The organism is Pseudodesulfovibrio sediminis (assembly GCF_020886695.1).
Taxonomy (GTDB): Bacteria; Desulfobacterota; Desulfovibrionia; order Desulfovibrionales; family Desulfovibrionaceae; genus Pseudodesulfovibrio; species Pseudodesulfovibrio sediminis.
The window spans coordinates 1,172,443-1,186,153 of sequence record NZ_AP024485.1 but is presented as its reverse complement, the minus strand read 5'-3'; the positions used below and the strand labels follow the sequence as shown (position 1 = coordinate 1,186,153).

Genomic DNA, 13,711 nt, shown 5'->3' with positions numbered 1-13,711 from the left:
ACCGCATTCTTATCGTTTTTAGGCTGGCGGATCAATCTGAATTTATTCACGTCCGAGCGCATGTCTGGTTTCGGCGTTGAACAGATTGTCGATATTTTCATAGGGAATGGTCACGATCTGTTCGCCTGCCGCAAAGGGGGCCACCTGATAGGGCATGAAAAAGAATGTCATCCCGTCCTCGGTGAAAATGAAATTGCGAAAGTTGTCTTCCATCGGTTCAATGCCCGGTTGCAGCATGTCTTCCAGGTACATGTCGCCGAGCGCGCTGACGAGCGGGGGCCGTACAAGGCGGGACACGGTGTTCAGCCCCGACTCCAGATCGGTGAACACGTCACCCAGCTCAATAACGTGTCCGTTTTCCCGATCGAAAACCCATGTCTTGGGCCAATGGTTGGAGTGCGCGCCTCCGGTGTAAACGGCGACTGACAGTTTGACCGAGACGAACCTGTGACCTTGTGAAGGCCAAACCGCATAGTGCATATGCAGGGAATATTTGTGCGGAAAATCCGACAGGTCGTGTTCGGGGTCGAGTTTCTTGAAATCAAAAAGGCAGAATCCCACCCAGTCTCGGATGGTGCGATTGGCTTCCGGGACACAGAGCACGGGATACTCGGCGTCAACGGTGAATCCCAGGGTTTCTTCGCGGATGGTGACGGAGGAGAGGACCAGCGGGGTGCAGGGGGCTGCCGAGAGCGGTGCCGCAGCGACGAGCACAATGCAGAGCGTGGTCAGCAGTGCGAACATCCTGTGCATGAAATCCTCCTCAGCTTCCGATTTGCAGTTTCCTTTGTCCCCAGACCGCCTGGCCCAGGGAGATGCACCCGTCATTGGGCGGGAGCTGCTTGTGGAGCAATGGTAGCAGACCTGCGGCCTTGAGGGCCAGTGGAAGTTCGGTTGCCAGGGTCAGGTTCTGCATGACCCCGCCGGACAGGGCGATATGGTGAATGTCCAGCACCATGGAAAAGGAATAGGCCATGTACGTCAGTCCGGCGATCAGGCCGTTGTGAAAGCGGCGGGCGATGACAGGCACCGGCACGGAGTGCTCCAGATCTTCCAACACACCGGCCACCAGCGAGAGGGTGTTCAGCGAGACCGGATCATCGGACCTGAGCGGACAGGGGTATGCGCCGGTTTCGGACATGTCCTGCACTTTTTCCAGCCGGATGGCCGCCTGTCCTTCATAGGAGATGGTTTCGGCCAGACCGCAGAGTGCGGCCACTCCGTCAAAGAGCCTGCCGCAACTGGAGGTCGCGGGGGCGTTGATGCCTTTGTGTAGCAATTGGGGCAGGAAGTGGCTCTCCCGTTCGAAATTCGTGAGCCATGGCCAGACATAGCGGGTCGGTTCCGTGATACCCAGCTCCCACAGGGCGGCCTGAGCGATGCGCCACGGCTCCTTGACCGCTGCTTCGCCGCCGGGCAGTCGGATACGCGAGAAATGGGCCAGCCGTTGGTGCTCCAGACCTTTGGGGTCAACCAGAAGGCATTCTCCGCCCCAGATGGTTCCGTCCTCGCCGTAACCGGTTCCGTCCAGAGCCAGACCTATGACCGGATCGGTGTGTCTGTTTTCGGCCAGTACCGCATGGATGTGGGCGTAGTGGTGTTGCAGAGTCGCCACCGGAATGTCCATCTCCCGGCCCAGCTCCTCTGCCAGTGTGCTGGTCATGTAGTCCGGGTGCAGGTCGCGGACGATGAGTTCCGGCCTGACCTGCAGGATATCCTGAAGGTGAGTGAGGATTTCCCTGTAAAAATACATGGTCTCCAGATTGGACATGTTGCCGATGTGCTGGCTGGTGAAAGCCTGATCGCCCTTGGTGAGCGTCAGGGTGGCCTTGAGCTCCGGGCCGGTGCCGAGCACGGTCGGTCCCGTGTGCGGGATGAACACCGGAGCCGGAACAAAGCCGCGTGCCCGGCGCATGAAGATCGGGTCTTCCGTGGTCTTGTTCACGCGCAGGACCGAATCATCGGTGCGGATGAGAATGTCCCGGTCGTGAAAGAGAAAAATGTCGGCAATGCCGCCGAGGCGTTCGAAAGCCTCGGTGTTGTCCAGGCAGATCGGTTCGGAACTCATGTTGCCGGAGGTCATGACCAGCGCAGGGACCGTATTGTTACCGGCCTCCTTGAAATGATTGAGCAGGACGTGATGCAGGGGGGTGTATGGCAGCATCAGGCCGATGAAGTTGGTGTCAGGGGCGACCAACTCGGCCAGCGGGAACGGCGAGTGCTTGGCGGCCAGAACAATGGGTCGGTGCAGTCCGGTCAGCCATTCTTCCTCTTTGAGGCCAATTTCTGCAAGGCGGCGCGCGGTCTCCATATCCGGGACCATGACCGCCAGCGGCTTGTCCGGCCTGTGCTTGCGGGCGCGCAGGGTGGCCACGGCCGTGTCCGATGTCGCGTCACAGACCAGATGGAACCCGCCGAGGCCTTTGACTGCGGCCAGCTTTCCTGCGGCCAGATCACTGGCAAGCCTGTTCAGCGCGTCGTCGTTCTGTGCGATCGTGGCGTTGTTTTCATCAGTGAGCCAGACTGTGGGGCCGCAGATCGGACAGGCGTTGGGCTGGGCGTGAAACCGGCGATCCAATGGGTTCTCGTATTCCTCCCGACACTTATCGCACAGCGGAAATTCGGCCATGGATGTCTGGGGGCGATCATAGGGGATGGATCGGGTGATGGTGTAGCGCGGCCCGCAGTTGGTGCAGTTGGTAAAGGGATACCGGTAGCGCCGGTTGTTCGGATCATTCATGTCCGCCAGACAGTCGGCGCAGGTGGCTACGTCCGCACTGATGAGTACGGAATGGCCTTTTCCGCCGGTTGATTTGAGGATGATGAATGCGGTCTCATCCTCAACCGGGTCGAGTTCTGCGCTTTCGAATGTGACCACATGGGCCAGGGGCGGGAGTTTCTCTGTGAGGTCATCGGAAAAACAGGCGACCTGTTCAGGGCTGCCCTGCACTTCGATGATCACGCCGTCCGAGGAGTTGTTGACCGAACCGGTGACGTGGTTGTCCAGGGCGATGCGGTAGACAAAGGGTCGGAACCCGACGCCCTGCACTTGGCCGGTGATGGTGAACCTCTGTCTCAGCATGACCCTCCATACAACTGAAGGTGACATTGCGCAAGGGGAGGACTATTTTTTGAAATGTTTCAGTAGGCTGCGAATTCTGCCGGTCATGAGTCGGGATGGCGTGAAGGCGAGTTCCCGTTCCGGGGAGAGCACAAAACCGGTGGTGTCGAACTGGTCCGGTTTCTCCAGAGGGTAGAGGAGGTCGCGCGGGTCGGCTCCTATGAGGTTTCGCTGCATGGCCTCGTCCCACAGGGGCACCTGTTGCGGTCGCAGCCCCAGAAGCGCATAGGCGGCCGTGTCGATGGCGATGCCGTTGGAGGAAGCCGCCAGCCATCCCAGTTCAAAGGGAACGCCTTTGATGGGGCCGTCCTTGTGCAGGGGGTGGATGCCGTCAACGAGATGATGGGTGTGGGGCAGGGCCGCATACACATCCATGAGCATGGAGCGGAAAACTTCATGGCTATGTCCCAGTCTGTTGTGCGCCAGCGCCTTGCGGAAGCCGACCACGCAACCGAACATGTTTTTGACCGCACCGCTCATGGTCATCTGACAGTGGACCTTGAGTTTGGGGATGTTCAGGATGAGATCTGCCTCAAGCGCGTCCTGTGACAGGCCGATGGTGCCGCCCTGGGAGAGCGTGAGCGGCGTGGCCCGTTTCAGGCTTTGCGCCTTGAGGCCGATCTCGCCAAGAGCGTCAGCCAGTCCCGAAGCGCGAGCAACATAGGAGGCCGGTCCGAACGCGGGGGAGTCGGCCACGGTCACGCGGGCGCCTTGGTCGAGCAGCCAGGTGCAGGCGGCCTGCACTACCCGCGGATGAGTGGTGCAGTGACGGGCGTTGCTGCCGTTGACCAGGTTCGGTTTGACCAGCACGGTCTGGCCCGGATGGATGGTCAGCCCCGACTCTTCCAGAATCAATTGCGTTGCTCGTTGCAGCAGCGTGGATTCGTATTCGAGGATGTGTGCTATGGCGACACGTGTGCTCATGGACAAAGCATAGGCCGGAGCGGAGTTGTTGACAACCCAAAGAGGTTGCCAGCGTGACGGAGAAAGGAGACAATGCCGACATGCAACCACTGATTTCACTTACCAATGTCTCTGTAACCCGTGACGGCAGACGTCTGCTCGGCCCGCTTTCCTTTACCCTTGAGGCCGGTCGGCATGTGGCGCTGGCCGGGAGCAACGGCGCAGGCAAGACCACGTTCCTTCGGGTGCTGCACGGGGATATTCTGCCCGACGGCGGAGGGCAGAGAGTCTATGATTTCGGTAACGGTCCCCAGCGCACGGTGCTTGGTCTGCGACAGCGCATCGGGCTGGTTTCGGCAGACATGCAGGACTTTTATTTTCTCCACACCCCGCACATATCGGGCCGTAATGTCATTCTGGCCGGATTCTTTGACACGCCTATCCTTTATGATGTGCCCTCAGCCGAGCAGGAGCGGGCTGCGGACGAAGTCATCGAGCTTTTCGGAATACATGATCTGGCCGAGAGCGAGATGGGGACCATGTCCACCGGGCAGGTGCGCAAGGTGCTGTTGGCTCGCGGGTTGGTGCCCAATCCTGTCATTCTTCTGCTGGACGAGTCGTTGGACGGGCTGGATGTTCTCTCCCGTGCCGAGGTCCTCTCCTTGCTGGACAAGGCCGGGGATCGGACCACGCTGGTTCATACCGCGCACAGAATCGGTGACATACCGGACTGCATTGGAAATGCCGTGGTGCTGAAGGACGGTCGGATCACGGTGTCGGGGCAGCGGGATGTGGCGCTGGAAGAGTTGTCGGTCGTTGCGCCGGAGCGCGTGGCCTGTGATATCCCTGCGACCTCGCCTGTGGAGATGGAGTATCTTTTACGGATGCGACACGTCTCGGTGGTTACGGACGGCGTGCGCATTCTGCACGATATCAACTGGCAGGTGCTGCCTGGGGAAAACTGGGCTGTGCTGGGTGATAATGGCGCGGGCAAGTCAACGCTGCTCAAGCTGATTGTCAGTGAAATCTCCCCTTATGCCGATGATGACGGCGTGGGCGTCATCGAGAGGCTGGGCGGCGTGACCATGGATCGCGCCCGGCCGCGCATAGGCGTTGTCTCTCCTGATTTGCAGGCCAGCTATGCCAGAGAGCTTGGCTGGGAGGTCACGGCCGAAGAGACGGTTATGTCCGGGTATCGCGGGTCTGTGGGCATGCTTGATGAACCCACCAGCGAGGAAAAGATCGGTGCCGCACAATGGTTGGAGCGAGTCGGTCTGGGCGATCTGGGAACACGCAGGCTCCGACATATGTCCTATGGACAGCAACGGCGCGTCTTTCTGGCCCGGGCCATGGCTCCGGGACCTGATCTGCTTTTGCTCGACGAACCGCTGTCCGGGCTGGATGCGTCTTCGCGTGTGTTCATGCAGGGACTCATGCAGAGTCTGGCTGATTCGGGCATACCCATTATTCTGGTGACACACCATGTAGAGGACCGGTTTGCTGCTGTGAATAGGGTCCTTGTTCTGGAGGAAGGGCGGCAGCGATTCTGCGGTACGCGAGACGAATATGAAATGGCACTGGTAATGGGGTAGTTTGTATTCAGACTGATTAACGTTGAAATGATTTGGTTTTTTATTCGTAAAATGGCTTGACTTTTTTCGACAAATAGCAAATGGTGCCTTTCAATGTACCAGCGGTGCCCAAGGGGCGCGGTCCTTATGTTGGCCGGTGCTGGTTGAAACGAAACAGGTATATCGAGGAGCAGTGTGCGCATCGTGTACACTGCTTCTTTTATTTTTACTCTGGCGCACAGCGTCAGTTCTCATTCATTTTTAGGAGTTTATAATGGCTAAAAACATTTACGTTGGTAACCTTCCCTGGTCCTCTACTGAAGACGAAGTCCGTGCAGCTTTCGAAGCATACGGTCAGGTTTCCACTGTCAAATTGATCGAAGATCGCGAAACCGGCCGCCCCCGTGGTTTTGGTTTTGTTGAAATGGACGACGATTCCGCAGCTCTGGAAGCTATCGAAGCTCTGGACGGCAAGGATTTCGGCGGTCGCAATATCAAGGTCAACGAAGCTAAGCCCCGTGTAGAACGCCCCCGCTGGTAGTTCTCGCCATAAAGCGTAAGCTGGCAATGAGTGCCCGTCTCTCTTTAGGGAGAGGCGGGTTTTTTCGTCTCTGTTTTTCAGACACGGACACCGTTTAATAAGGAGTTTGCATTGGCAAAGCCCAATTACAAGTTTGCAAAGCGTCAGAAAGAATTGGCTAAGAAAAAGAAAAAAGAAGAAAAAAAGCAGCGCAAAGAGGCCAAAAAGATTGAGGGCGAAGGATTCGACGGCGAATCTGTCGAAGACGAGGCCCCTGAAGACGAGCGTCCCCAAGGCGAATAAGGTGTGATGCGGTCCATGACTTTTAATGCGCTCCACGCATTGCCAATACCCCGGTCAACGGGTATTCTTTTTCCAGATTTGTCTTTATCCGGAGGAAGCAATGCGTAAAAAAGGCGAAGTGACCTGGTTCAACGAGCAGAAGGGATTCGGTTTCATCTCAGATGAGAAAGGTAGGGACATATTTGTCCATTATACAGAGATCATCCGAGACGGATTCCAGACGCTCGAAGCCGGCGAACTTGTTACCTTTACCGTTGTGGATGAAGAGACCGGCCCCAAGGCGCAGGATGTTCGCCTCAAGGAAGAGGGCGTAAAGGCTACCTTTTTGTAGTCAGCCTATCCCAATCCCACACCCGGTTTCATCTCCTGACCGGTCAAATCCGTTTCATATCCACCGAGAGTGCTGATCTTGGTTTTGACTTCATCCGAGCGGATGGTTGCGAGCAGAGTCTGGATTCGTTCCTCCTGCAAGTGACTTGTGGGGATAACCAGATCATACCGCTCATGAGCCAAAGGCACGAAGTCGATGTCCAGAGCCTGTGCTGCGGCATAGATGCCCAGTCCACACGAAGCGGCCCCGGTGAGCACGTTCACGGCCACGGCCATGTGTGTGAATTCCTCATTCTCGTATCCCTGCACGTCGCGGGGGTTGATGTCGGCCTGTTTCAGGTGGTGATCAAGGAGAATGCGGGTGCCTGCGCCTCGTTGCCTGTTGATGAACAGGACATCTTCACGGGTCAGGTCGTCCACGCCCTGTATGTCCAGCGGGTTGCCTTTGGCCACGATCAATCCCTGATGCCTGATGGCCAGGTTGATGACGGTCACGTCCATGTTGGGCAGATACCGGTCAATGAACGGGAAGTTGAAATCACCGCTTTCCGGGTCAAACAGGTGTGCGCCGGCAAACAGGGCGGACCCGGCTTTCAGCGCGGTCAGTCCCCCCATGGAACCGGCGTGGCTGGACACCAGACGCAGCGGGTTCTTTTCCAATCCCATGAGTTCGTTGGCAAGTAAATCCAGCGTGTTGTCGTGACTGCCTACATGGATCAGGACACGATCAAGGTCGCTCTCCGGCACCATCAGTTCGGCGCGGACCGTTTCGCCCTGCTCAACGCCTTCGGATTCTCTGGGGATGAAGGTCACGGCCTGTGCCTTGGTCATGGTCGTGATCATGCCTGCCCCACGCGCCATGGGTGCGCCGATGATGCGGTCGCCTATGCGACCGGCTGCCAGGCGAATAGCCTCGCGCATGCCCGGCTTGGAAGGCGTCTTGCGGGCCAGGGTGATATCGACCTCTCGGCGGTCAGGCACGCTTTTGCCCATGAGCCAGTGTGCGATGGGGCCGAGGATTTTTTCGTGGCAGATGATGGCGGAGACCGGATAGCCCGGTGCTCCCACCAGCAGACGGCCCGGATAGCCGCTCCGCTCATCGGAAATGGCTACCAGTGTGGGCTTGCCCGGCATGATGGAAATGCCGTGAACCAGCACAGTGCCGATGGATTTGAAGACCTTCTTGGAGTAGTCCTTGCTGCCTGCGCTGGAGCCGGCGCCCACGATGACGATGTGGTTGCCGTCTGCAAGCCCTTTCATGACGGCTGCGCGTAATGCGTCCTCGTCGTCAGGGGTTGGTTCAGCCCATGTGGCTTCAATACCCCATGAATCGGCATACGCCTTGAAAACCTGTGAGTTGGATTCGATGACCTGTCCGGCCTTCGGCTCTGGTTTGTCCAGAAAATTCATGACCTCATCGCCGGTGGGCAGGAACGTGGCCCTGACCTTCTCGCGTACCTTGATCTCGTAAATACCCGCTGAGAGCAGGGCGCCGATGTCCGCCGGAGTCAGCTCGCGGTTCTGGGATATGAGCAGTTCGGTGGCGACAATATCCTCGCCTATACGGCGCACGTGCTGCCAGGGAAACGCCGGAGAATCTATGTGAACAGTGACCTCGTCCTTTTGCACCACATTTTCGATCATGATGACCGCGTCCATGCCCTCGGGCAGTGGGTTGCCGGTGTTCACGAACAGAAAACCATCCCCGTGGCTCAGCTCCAGCGGCTGATCTTCGCGGGCCGCAAATGTTGAGGCCGAGAGCACGGCAATGCCGTCCATGGCCGCAGCGTGGAAGGTGGGCGAGGAATAGCGGGCATATATGGGCTCGACCGTGACCCGCCCGGCAGCCAGGTGCGTGGGCAGGGTCTCGGTGTCCATGAGCGGCTCCCGCTTCAGGGCGTGTTTGGCAAGCGAAACAGCCTCTTCCGGGAGGATTGTTTCAAGGTATATATTGCGTTCGGACATAGTGTTCTCCGGCTTCTGTATGCGCTGTTCGGATTACTCGTATTGGAATTCGCCGTCAGTATAAATGACAACTTCCTCGCCGCCTTTCAGGGTGGCGGTGACGGTCTTCTGTTCGGTGTTGACCAGATCCCAGTGAAGGGCCGAGTCATTGAAACCGAGGGTCTTCTTCTTTTCGGCATCAAGTGTGGACTGGTCGCCTGCGTAGGTGTCCGCATACGATGCGCCCACGGCCACATGGCAGTTGCCCTGATCGCCGCCGAAGTTCTCGTCAAAGAGGGTGTTGGCCATGAACGCGCTGATTTCGGAGAAACGACGATCGGTGAGGGAGAATTCGCCCAGTCGATTGGCGCCTTCGTCCAGCGTGAGTTGTTTGGCAACGAATTCGTCGCCGACCTTGGCCTCGGTCTTGACCGCGATGCCGTTTTCAAAGGTCAGGCGAACCCCTTCCACATAGTTGCCGGAGCGGAAGGACGGCTGGTCGGCATAATAGATGCCTTCGGTTCCGCGCCAGTCCGGCGAAAGGAAAATCTCGAACGACGGGATGTTGTGACCGGACACGCCAAGCCAGCGGCGCTCTTCGCCGGGCACGACGATGAGATCGGTGTTTTCGGATTTGATGTGCACATGCTCGATGGGCAGACCGTTGAGCCATGCCTTGACCTTTTCGGCTTCGTCGAAAATTTCGGCCCATTTTGCCGGCGGGTTGTCGGCATCCAGAAAGCATGCCTTGACTACCTGCTCTTTGAAGTCTTTCATGGAAAGCCCTGCGGATTCTGCCAGCGCCTTGGTGGGGTAGACGCACAGGGTCCAGCCGAAATCGCCGGTCTGTTCGCGTTTTTCCATTATGTCGCGCATGAATTTGCGGGCCACCGCAGCTTCACCGATCTTTTTTGGGTCAACGTTCTGCAGGTGTGTCAGCGAGGCCGGGGCAATGAGTGAGATGAGGCCGTTAAGGTTGCCGATGAACTCCTTGTCTCCTGCCGGGATATCCGTGCGCTGTTCCTTGGACCCTTTGCCGTAGAAGGACAGGTCCATTTTCGTGGTCATGTTTTGTCTGGGAACAGGGTTGAGCCCTTTTTCAATGAGCAGGTCGAACATGACTTCGGCCAGAGGCAGCGCGTCGGTATCAAAACGCAGCAGAACATAGTCGCCCGGTTCGTAGGGGTTGGTCCGGGCGGTGGAGAGTCCCCACCATAATGTCTCAGCATATTTTTTCAGTTCTTCATTGGTGAACATGTGTATCCTCATGAAATAAGATTAGTCTTGTGACAGAAGCCGCAGAGTAAACGAGTCCGTGATGTTCCACAACCTTCTTGGGGTATCTTTGCATTTAAGTAAAATATGAAAAGCGTTTTCATGTCTTGACACAGGGCTGGCTTGAATATATCAGCAAATTCGTGCCCGGCCTTTACCGGTCGGATTCGTACATTGAAAAGGTGTGTTGGATCTCGGCCACTAAGGCGGACGGCACACGAAAACAGGCTTGCATTGAGCAGGCATCCCAAATTATTTCTGGAGGAAGAAATGGGTTACGCAATTACTATTGACAACGACAAGTGCACCGGCGACGGCGAATGTGTAGACGTTTGTCCCGTTGAAGTTTACGAACTGCAGGACGGCAAAGCTGTTGCAGTGAACGAAGACGAATGTCTTGGTTGTGAATCCTGCGTTGAGGTTTGTGAATCCGACGCTATCACCATCGAAGAAAACTAGTCTTTATTCTGAAATGGTTCGGGAGCGGCAGTTCTTTGTCGCTCCCGTTCCGTTTTTTTCGCTACCGGATGCTCCAGAGGCATCACTGTCGCCTACGGGCGTCTTTTTTTATCCTCTCGGCTCCATAAGCCGACTTTTCTCGTCCCTACCGGTTGACGGTTTCGAATCACGACTTAATTGATCTGAGCAACAACACCCCCTTGGTCTGGCAGCTGTTCCAGGCCGAACGAGGAGCAATATAGATGGCGCTTGATTTCACAGAATATTTCCAAAATTATGAAGCCGTAGTCGCTGAAGTCGACGCTGTTTTCAAAAAATTTGAAAACGAGATGGGTGATCTGGTCAAATGTGGCAAAGGCTGTTCCGACTGCTGTTATGCCCTGTTTGACGTGACTCTGGTCGAAGGCATGTATATCAATGCCAAGTTCAACGAAAAATTTTCCGGTCTGGAACGCTCCCAGATTCTGAGCAGAGCGGACGCGGCCGATCGCCAGATTCACAAGCTCAAGCGCAAGGTCTTCAAGGCCAGCCAGGCAGGGCAGCCCACCAATGAGATCCTCATGGAAGTGGCCCGGGCGCGTGTCCGGTGTCCCCTGCTGGATGAAAACGACCTGTGCTCCATTTACGAGAACCGTCCCATCACCTGCCGTTTGTACGGTGTGCCTACCTCCATCGGAGGCGAGGCGCATACCTGCAACAAGGCCGGATTCAAGGGCGGGGAGAAATATCCCACAGTGAATATGGATATCGTACTGGACAAGCTTCTGGGGATCGGCAACGACCTGCAGAAAGGCATCGGTTCCCGCTTCAAGGAGCTGGGCGAGATGCTGCTGCCCCTGTCCATGGCCATTGTCACCGATTACGACGAGGAATATCTCGGTGTGGGCGGCGAGGCCAAACTGGTTATTCCCAAAGAGCATCTTGAAAGAGAACTGGGCGTTGGCGCGGAGCCCGCTCATGAAGTTGTTGCGCCTGACGCAGAGGAAGCTCCCAAGTCCGCAGCATGCGCTTCCTGTACTGAATCAAAGTCCTCCTGTGAGAGCTGTGGCGAGTCCATAGTTCTGGGCGGCGGGAAGAAATAATGACCAAGACGCTGAATTACGAAGAATACTCTGACAAGGATGTCGCAGACCGCAAGCGGTTCATGTACGACAAGATGTCTCCCAGACGTCGCAAGTTCGTGGACCGCATGGGGTATGAAAACTGGGACCCGTTCGCGGCTCCCTTCGATCCCATCGACATCCGTCAGGACAAGACCGGATACACCTCTGCACAGCTTAGCCAGCTTTTCATCAGGGAGACGGGCAAGCACGCCAATCAGGAATACATTGATCAGGTAAATGAATTCAACGTCATGATGGTCATGAATTTCGAAAAGATTCGTCCTATTTATGACTTTTGCCTGTGGTATGCAGAGCATTGCAAGAAACATAACATTGAGCCTTAAGGGGATAGATAGCCATGGAAAACTTCGACAATATTGATGATTACATTGCCGATCTCAAAGCCAAGCTGGTGGCGAACCCCACCTGCGGCAACACCCATTACAACCTGGGTGTGGCGTATCTGTCCCGCCGGGATTTTCAGGAAGCGGAGCGTGAGTTCCTCGATGCCGTGGCGCATTCTCCGCGCATGGCAGAAGGGTACGTGCAGCTCGGCGGTATCGCCTTGCAGCGTGACGACCTTGAGTCCTGTCTGAACTACAACATCCAGGCCACGCAGCAGCGTCCGTTCTTCTCTGTGCCCTGGGGCAACATCGGATTCGTGCTCATGCAGCAGGGCGATCTGGACAAGGCGCACAAGGCGCTGAAAAAAGCCTTGAAGCTGGACCCGGAGTTTGCGCAGGCTCAGGCCACCATGTCTTCGCTGCTCATCGCCATGGGCGAGTTCGAGGAAGCGGACAAGATGCTCAAGGTCATCCTTGAAAAGCACTCCCATTTCGGGCCTGCATGGAACAACAAGGCCATCGTGGATGCCCATTTCGAAAATTGGGTAGATGCGGCCAAATGCATAGCCAAAGCGGAGGAGTCCGGTTTCGATGTGCCTGAAGAGTTCAAAAAGGAAGTCGAGGAAAACAACAAATAGGATTCGTTCCTACTTGCGACTCTGAAAAATATGTTTATATTAAGGGGGCTGTCTTGTGACAGTCCCCTTTTTTTATTGTAAGGAGTGCGTATGTCCCGATTTCGCAAGACCAAGAAGGAGCTCCGTGAGATTCTGGCAGCCGACAACTGGCAGGACCGCCTCGCAGAACTGACCGAATATCGTCCTGGCGACCTGGTGCCGCCCCTGCTCAACCTGCGGCTGGACAAGGACGAAGCCGTGCGGTGGCGTTCAGTCATAGTCTTTGGGATGACTGCGGACCGCATGGCCGAGGCTTCCATGGAAAAGGCGCGTGTACTCATGCGCACGCTCATGTGGTTCATGAACGAGGAGTCCGGCAATCTCGGATGGGGTATTCCGCATTTCATGGGCGAAGCCATGGCCTTGAACGCGAAGATCGCCAAGGAGTTTCACAAGATTCTGGTCTCATATATTTTCTGTGACGCCGACTGTGACGGGAATTTTCTCGATCACCCTGAATTGCGTCGCGATGTGTACTGGGGGCTGGCTCGTTTGGCCGAGGCGCGTCCTGAGTTGGTCGCGCATGGCGAGCGCTTCCTCATAGCCGGGCTGGATGACCCGGACGCCTACAACCGCGCCTATGCCGCCTGGGTGCTCGGCCTGATTAAGGCAGAGGGCGCGCGGGAGAAGCTGGAGACGCTCACAGGTGATGCCGTCGAGATACGGACCTTTCGCGGTGACGATGTTTATGACATCACTGTGGGCGCGATGGTGTCGGAGGCTTTGGCGGCCATTGGGTAAGCGTTTTTCTGTGGTGAATGGAGGGCTGGAGGCGTGGCTTTTTCGGCGGTGGAGCGAGGCGGGAGAAGCCTTGGCGGGGACGCTTGAAGCACGGGGAGTTTCTCCGTTCACCTGCGGTATGCATTTATATCCGTCGATTCTGGTGCAAACAGCTTCCATTTAAGCTTTATTACCTTTGAAAAAAAATGAAAAAAATATCACATGCCGCTTGACATCAGACCGCTCCACATATAGTTACACATCTCGCTTCGACGAGAAGGCGCGTAGCTCAGGGGGAGAGCATTTGCTTGACGTGCAAAGGGTCGTGGGTTCAAATCCCTCCGCGCCTACCAGAACATCCCCGGAAGGGAGGCCTCAGAGGCCTCCCTTTCATCGTTTTAAAGGTCCTGTATTTTTTCAGGCATATAAGGAGTTTGAGTA

14 protein-coding genes and 1 tRNA gene are annotated in these 13,711 nt (G+C 56.5%); 10 read left to right on the top strand and 5 right to left on the bottom strand.

Annotated elements, in window-relative coordinates; genetic code table 11:
• Positions 1 to 42: 42 nt before the first annotated feature.
• From SRBAKS_RS05845 to SRBAKS_RS05835, 3 genes are read right to left on the bottom strand one after another with little or no spacing between them, the layout of a single operon-like run.
• Positions 43 to 753, bottom strand: a complete 711-nt coding sequence (locus SRBAKS_RS05845) for a DUF3298 and DUF4163 domain-containing protein (RefSeq protein WP_229594801.1) — start codon at positions 751 to 753, stop codon at positions 43 to 45.
• Positions 754 to 763: 10 nt separating this feature from the next.
• Positions 764 to 3,082, bottom strand: a complete 2,319-nt coding sequence (hypF, locus tag SRBAKS_RS05840) for a carbamoyltransferase HypF (protein ID WP_229594799.1) — start codon at positions 3,080 to 3,082, stop codon at positions 764 to 766.
• 42 nt (positions 3,083 to 3,124) lie between these two features.
• Entirely contained in the window at positions 3,125 to 4,045 is a 921-nt protein-coding gene (locus SRBAKS_RS05835) for a DUF362 domain-containing protein (protein ID WP_229594797.1), read from the bottom strand.
• Positions 4,046 to 4,125: 80 nt separating this feature from the next.
• On the opposite strand from SRBAKS_RS05835, the gene SRBAKS_RS05830 reads away from it, so the two are divergent.
• The 4 genes from SRBAKS_RS05830 to SRBAKS_RS05815 all read left to right on the top strand — a co-directional run bounded on the left by SRBAKS_RS05830 (position 4,126) and on the right by SRBAKS_RS05815 (position 6,749).
• Positions 4,126 to 5,616 carry an ABC transporter ATP-binding protein gene (locus SRBAKS_RS05830; RefSeq protein WP_229594795.1) on the top strand — a complete coding sequence of 497 codons (1,491 nt, stop codon included), beginning with the start codon at positions 4,126 to 4,128 and terminating at the stop codon, positions 5,614 to 5,616.
• Between the two features lie 253 nt (positions 5,617 to 5,869).
• On the top strand, positions 5,870 to 6,136 hold the full coding sequence (rbp, locus tag SRBAKS_RS05825) for an RNA-binding regulator (protein WP_229594784.1): 267 nt from the start codon (positions 5,870 to 5,872) through the stop codon (positions 6,134 to 6,136).
• Positions 6,137 to 6,247: 111 nt separating this feature from the next.
• Positions 6,248 to 6,418 carry a hypothetical protein gene (locus SRBAKS_RS05820; protein ID WP_229594782.1) on the top strand — a complete coding sequence of 57 codons (171 nt, stop codon included), beginning with the start codon at positions 6,248 to 6,250 and terminating at the stop codon, positions 6,416 to 6,418.
• A gap of 100 nt (positions 6,419 to 6,518) precedes the next feature.
• Positions 6,519 to 6,749, top strand: a complete 231-nt coding sequence (locus SRBAKS_RS05815; RefSeq protein ID WP_229594772.1) for a cold-shock protein — start codon at positions 6,519 to 6,521, stop codon at positions 6,747 to 6,749.
• Positions 6,750 to 6,754: 5 nt separating this feature from the next.
• Here SRBAKS_RS05815 and SRBAKS_RS05810 read toward each other — a convergent pair whose 3' ends face one another.
• Together SRBAKS_RS05810 and SRBAKS_RS05805 are read right to left on the bottom strand one after the other, a co-directional pair.
• Complete coding sequence (locus tag SRBAKS_RS05810) at positions 6,755 to 8,713, bottom strand: molybdopterin biosynthesis protein (protein WP_229594770.1); 1,959 nt, start codon at positions 8,711 to 8,713, stop codon at positions 6,755 to 6,757.
• Between the two features lie 33 nt (positions 8,714 to 8,746).
• Positions 8,747 to 9,949 (bottom strand): aminopeptidase, encoded by a 1,203-nt coding sequence (locus SRBAKS_RS05805; protein ID WP_229594768.1) that lies wholly within the window; start codon positions 9,947 to 9,949, stop codon positions 8,747 to 8,749.
• A gap of 288 nt (positions 9,950 to 10,237) precedes the next feature.
• Here SRBAKS_RS05805 and SRBAKS_RS05800 point away from each other — a divergent pair, with 288 nt between their 5' ends.
• From SRBAKS_RS05800 to SRBAKS_RS05775, 6 genes are all read left to right on the top strand, one after another.
• Entirely contained in the window at positions 10,238 to 10,426 is a 189-nt protein-coding gene (locus SRBAKS_RS05800; RefSeq protein WP_015416371.1) for a ferredoxin, read from the top strand.
• A 242-nt stretch (positions 10,427 to 10,668) separates the two neighbouring features.
• Complete coding sequence (locus SRBAKS_RS05795; protein WP_229594766.1) at positions 10,669 to 11,508, top strand: YkgJ family cysteine cluster protein; 840 nt, start codon at positions 10,669 to 10,671, stop codon at positions 11,506 to 11,508.
• Complete coding sequence (locus tag SRBAKS_RS05790; RefSeq protein ID WP_229594764.1) at positions 11,508 to 11,873, top strand: hypothetical protein; 366 nt, start codon at positions 11,508 to 11,510, stop codon at positions 11,871 to 11,873. The genes SRBAKS_RS05795 and SRBAKS_RS05790 overlap by 1 nt, the downstream gene beginning before the upstream one ends.
• Positions 11,874 to 11,887: 14 nt before the next feature.
• Complete coding sequence (locus SRBAKS_RS05785; protein WP_229594762.1) at positions 11,888 to 12,511, top strand: tetratricopeptide repeat protein; 624 nt, start codon at positions 11,888 to 11,890, stop codon at positions 12,509 to 12,511.
• Between the two features lie 90 nt (positions 12,512 to 12,601).
• The gene (locus SRBAKS_RS05780; protein WP_229594760.1) at positions 12,602 to 13,291 is read left to right on the top strand and encodes a DVU0298 family protein; all 690 of its coding nucleotides are present in this window, start codon (positions 12,602 to 12,604) and stop codon (positions 13,289 to 13,291) included.
• A 257-nt stretch (positions 13,292 to 13,548) separates the two neighbouring features.
• Positions 13,549 to 13,623: transfer RNA gene (locus SRBAKS_RS05775), tRNA-Val, on the top strand.
• Positions 13,624 to 13,711: the final 88 nt, after the last annotated feature.

Excerpts from the sequence above, each read along its gene's own strand:
- SRBAKS_RS05845 (WP_229594801.1), bottom strand. The coding sequence starts at position 753 with ATGCACAGGATGTTCGCACTGCTGACCACGCTCTGCATTGTGCTCGTC.
- hypF (WP_229594799.1), bottom strand. The coding sequence starts at position 3,082 with ATGCTGAGACAGAGGTTCACCATCACCGGCCAAGTGCAGGGCGTCGGG.
- SRBAKS_RS05835 (WP_229594797.1), bottom strand. The coding sequence starts at position 4,045 with ATGAGCACACGTGTCGCCATAGCACACATCCTCGAATACGAATCCACG.
- SRBAKS_RS05830 (WP_229594795.1), top strand. The coding sequence starts at position 4,126 with ATGCAACCACTGATTTCACTTACCAATGTCTCTGTAACCCGTGACGGC.
- rbp (WP_229594784.1), top strand. The coding sequence starts at position 5,870 with ATGGCTAAAAACATTTACGTTGGTAACCTTCCCTGGTCCTCTACTGAA.
- SRBAKS_RS05815 (WP_229594772.1), top strand. The coding sequence starts at position 6,519 with ATGCGTAAAAAAGGCGAAGTGACCTGGTTCAACGAGCAGAAGGGATTC.
- SRBAKS_RS05810 (WP_229594770.1), bottom strand. The coding sequence starts at position 8,713 with ATGTCCGAACGCAATATATACCTTGAAACAATCCTCCCGGAAGAGGCT.
- SRBAKS_RS05805 (WP_229594768.1), bottom strand. The coding sequence starts at position 9,949 with ATGTTCACCAATGAAGAACTGAAAAAATATGCTGAGACATTATGGTGG.
- SRBAKS_RS05800 (WP_015416371.1), top strand. The coding sequence starts at position 10,238 with ATGGGTTACGCAATTACTATTGACAACGACAAGTGCACCGGCGACGGC.
- SRBAKS_RS05795 (WP_229594766.1), top strand. The coding sequence starts at position 10,669 with ATGGCGCTTGATTTCACAGAATATTTCCAAAATTATGAAGCCGTAGTC.
- SRBAKS_RS05790 (WP_229594764.1), top strand. The coding sequence starts at position 11,508 with ATGACCAAGACGCTGAATTACGAAGAATACTCTGACAAGGATGTCGCA.
- SRBAKS_RS05785 (WP_229594762.1), top strand. The coding sequence starts at position 11,888 with ATGGAAAACTTCGACAATATTGATGATTACATTGCCGATCTCAAAGCC.
- SRBAKS_RS05780 (WP_229594760.1), top strand. The coding sequence starts at position 12,602 with ATGTCCCGATTTCGCAAGACCAAGAAGGAGCTCCGTGAGATTCTGGCA.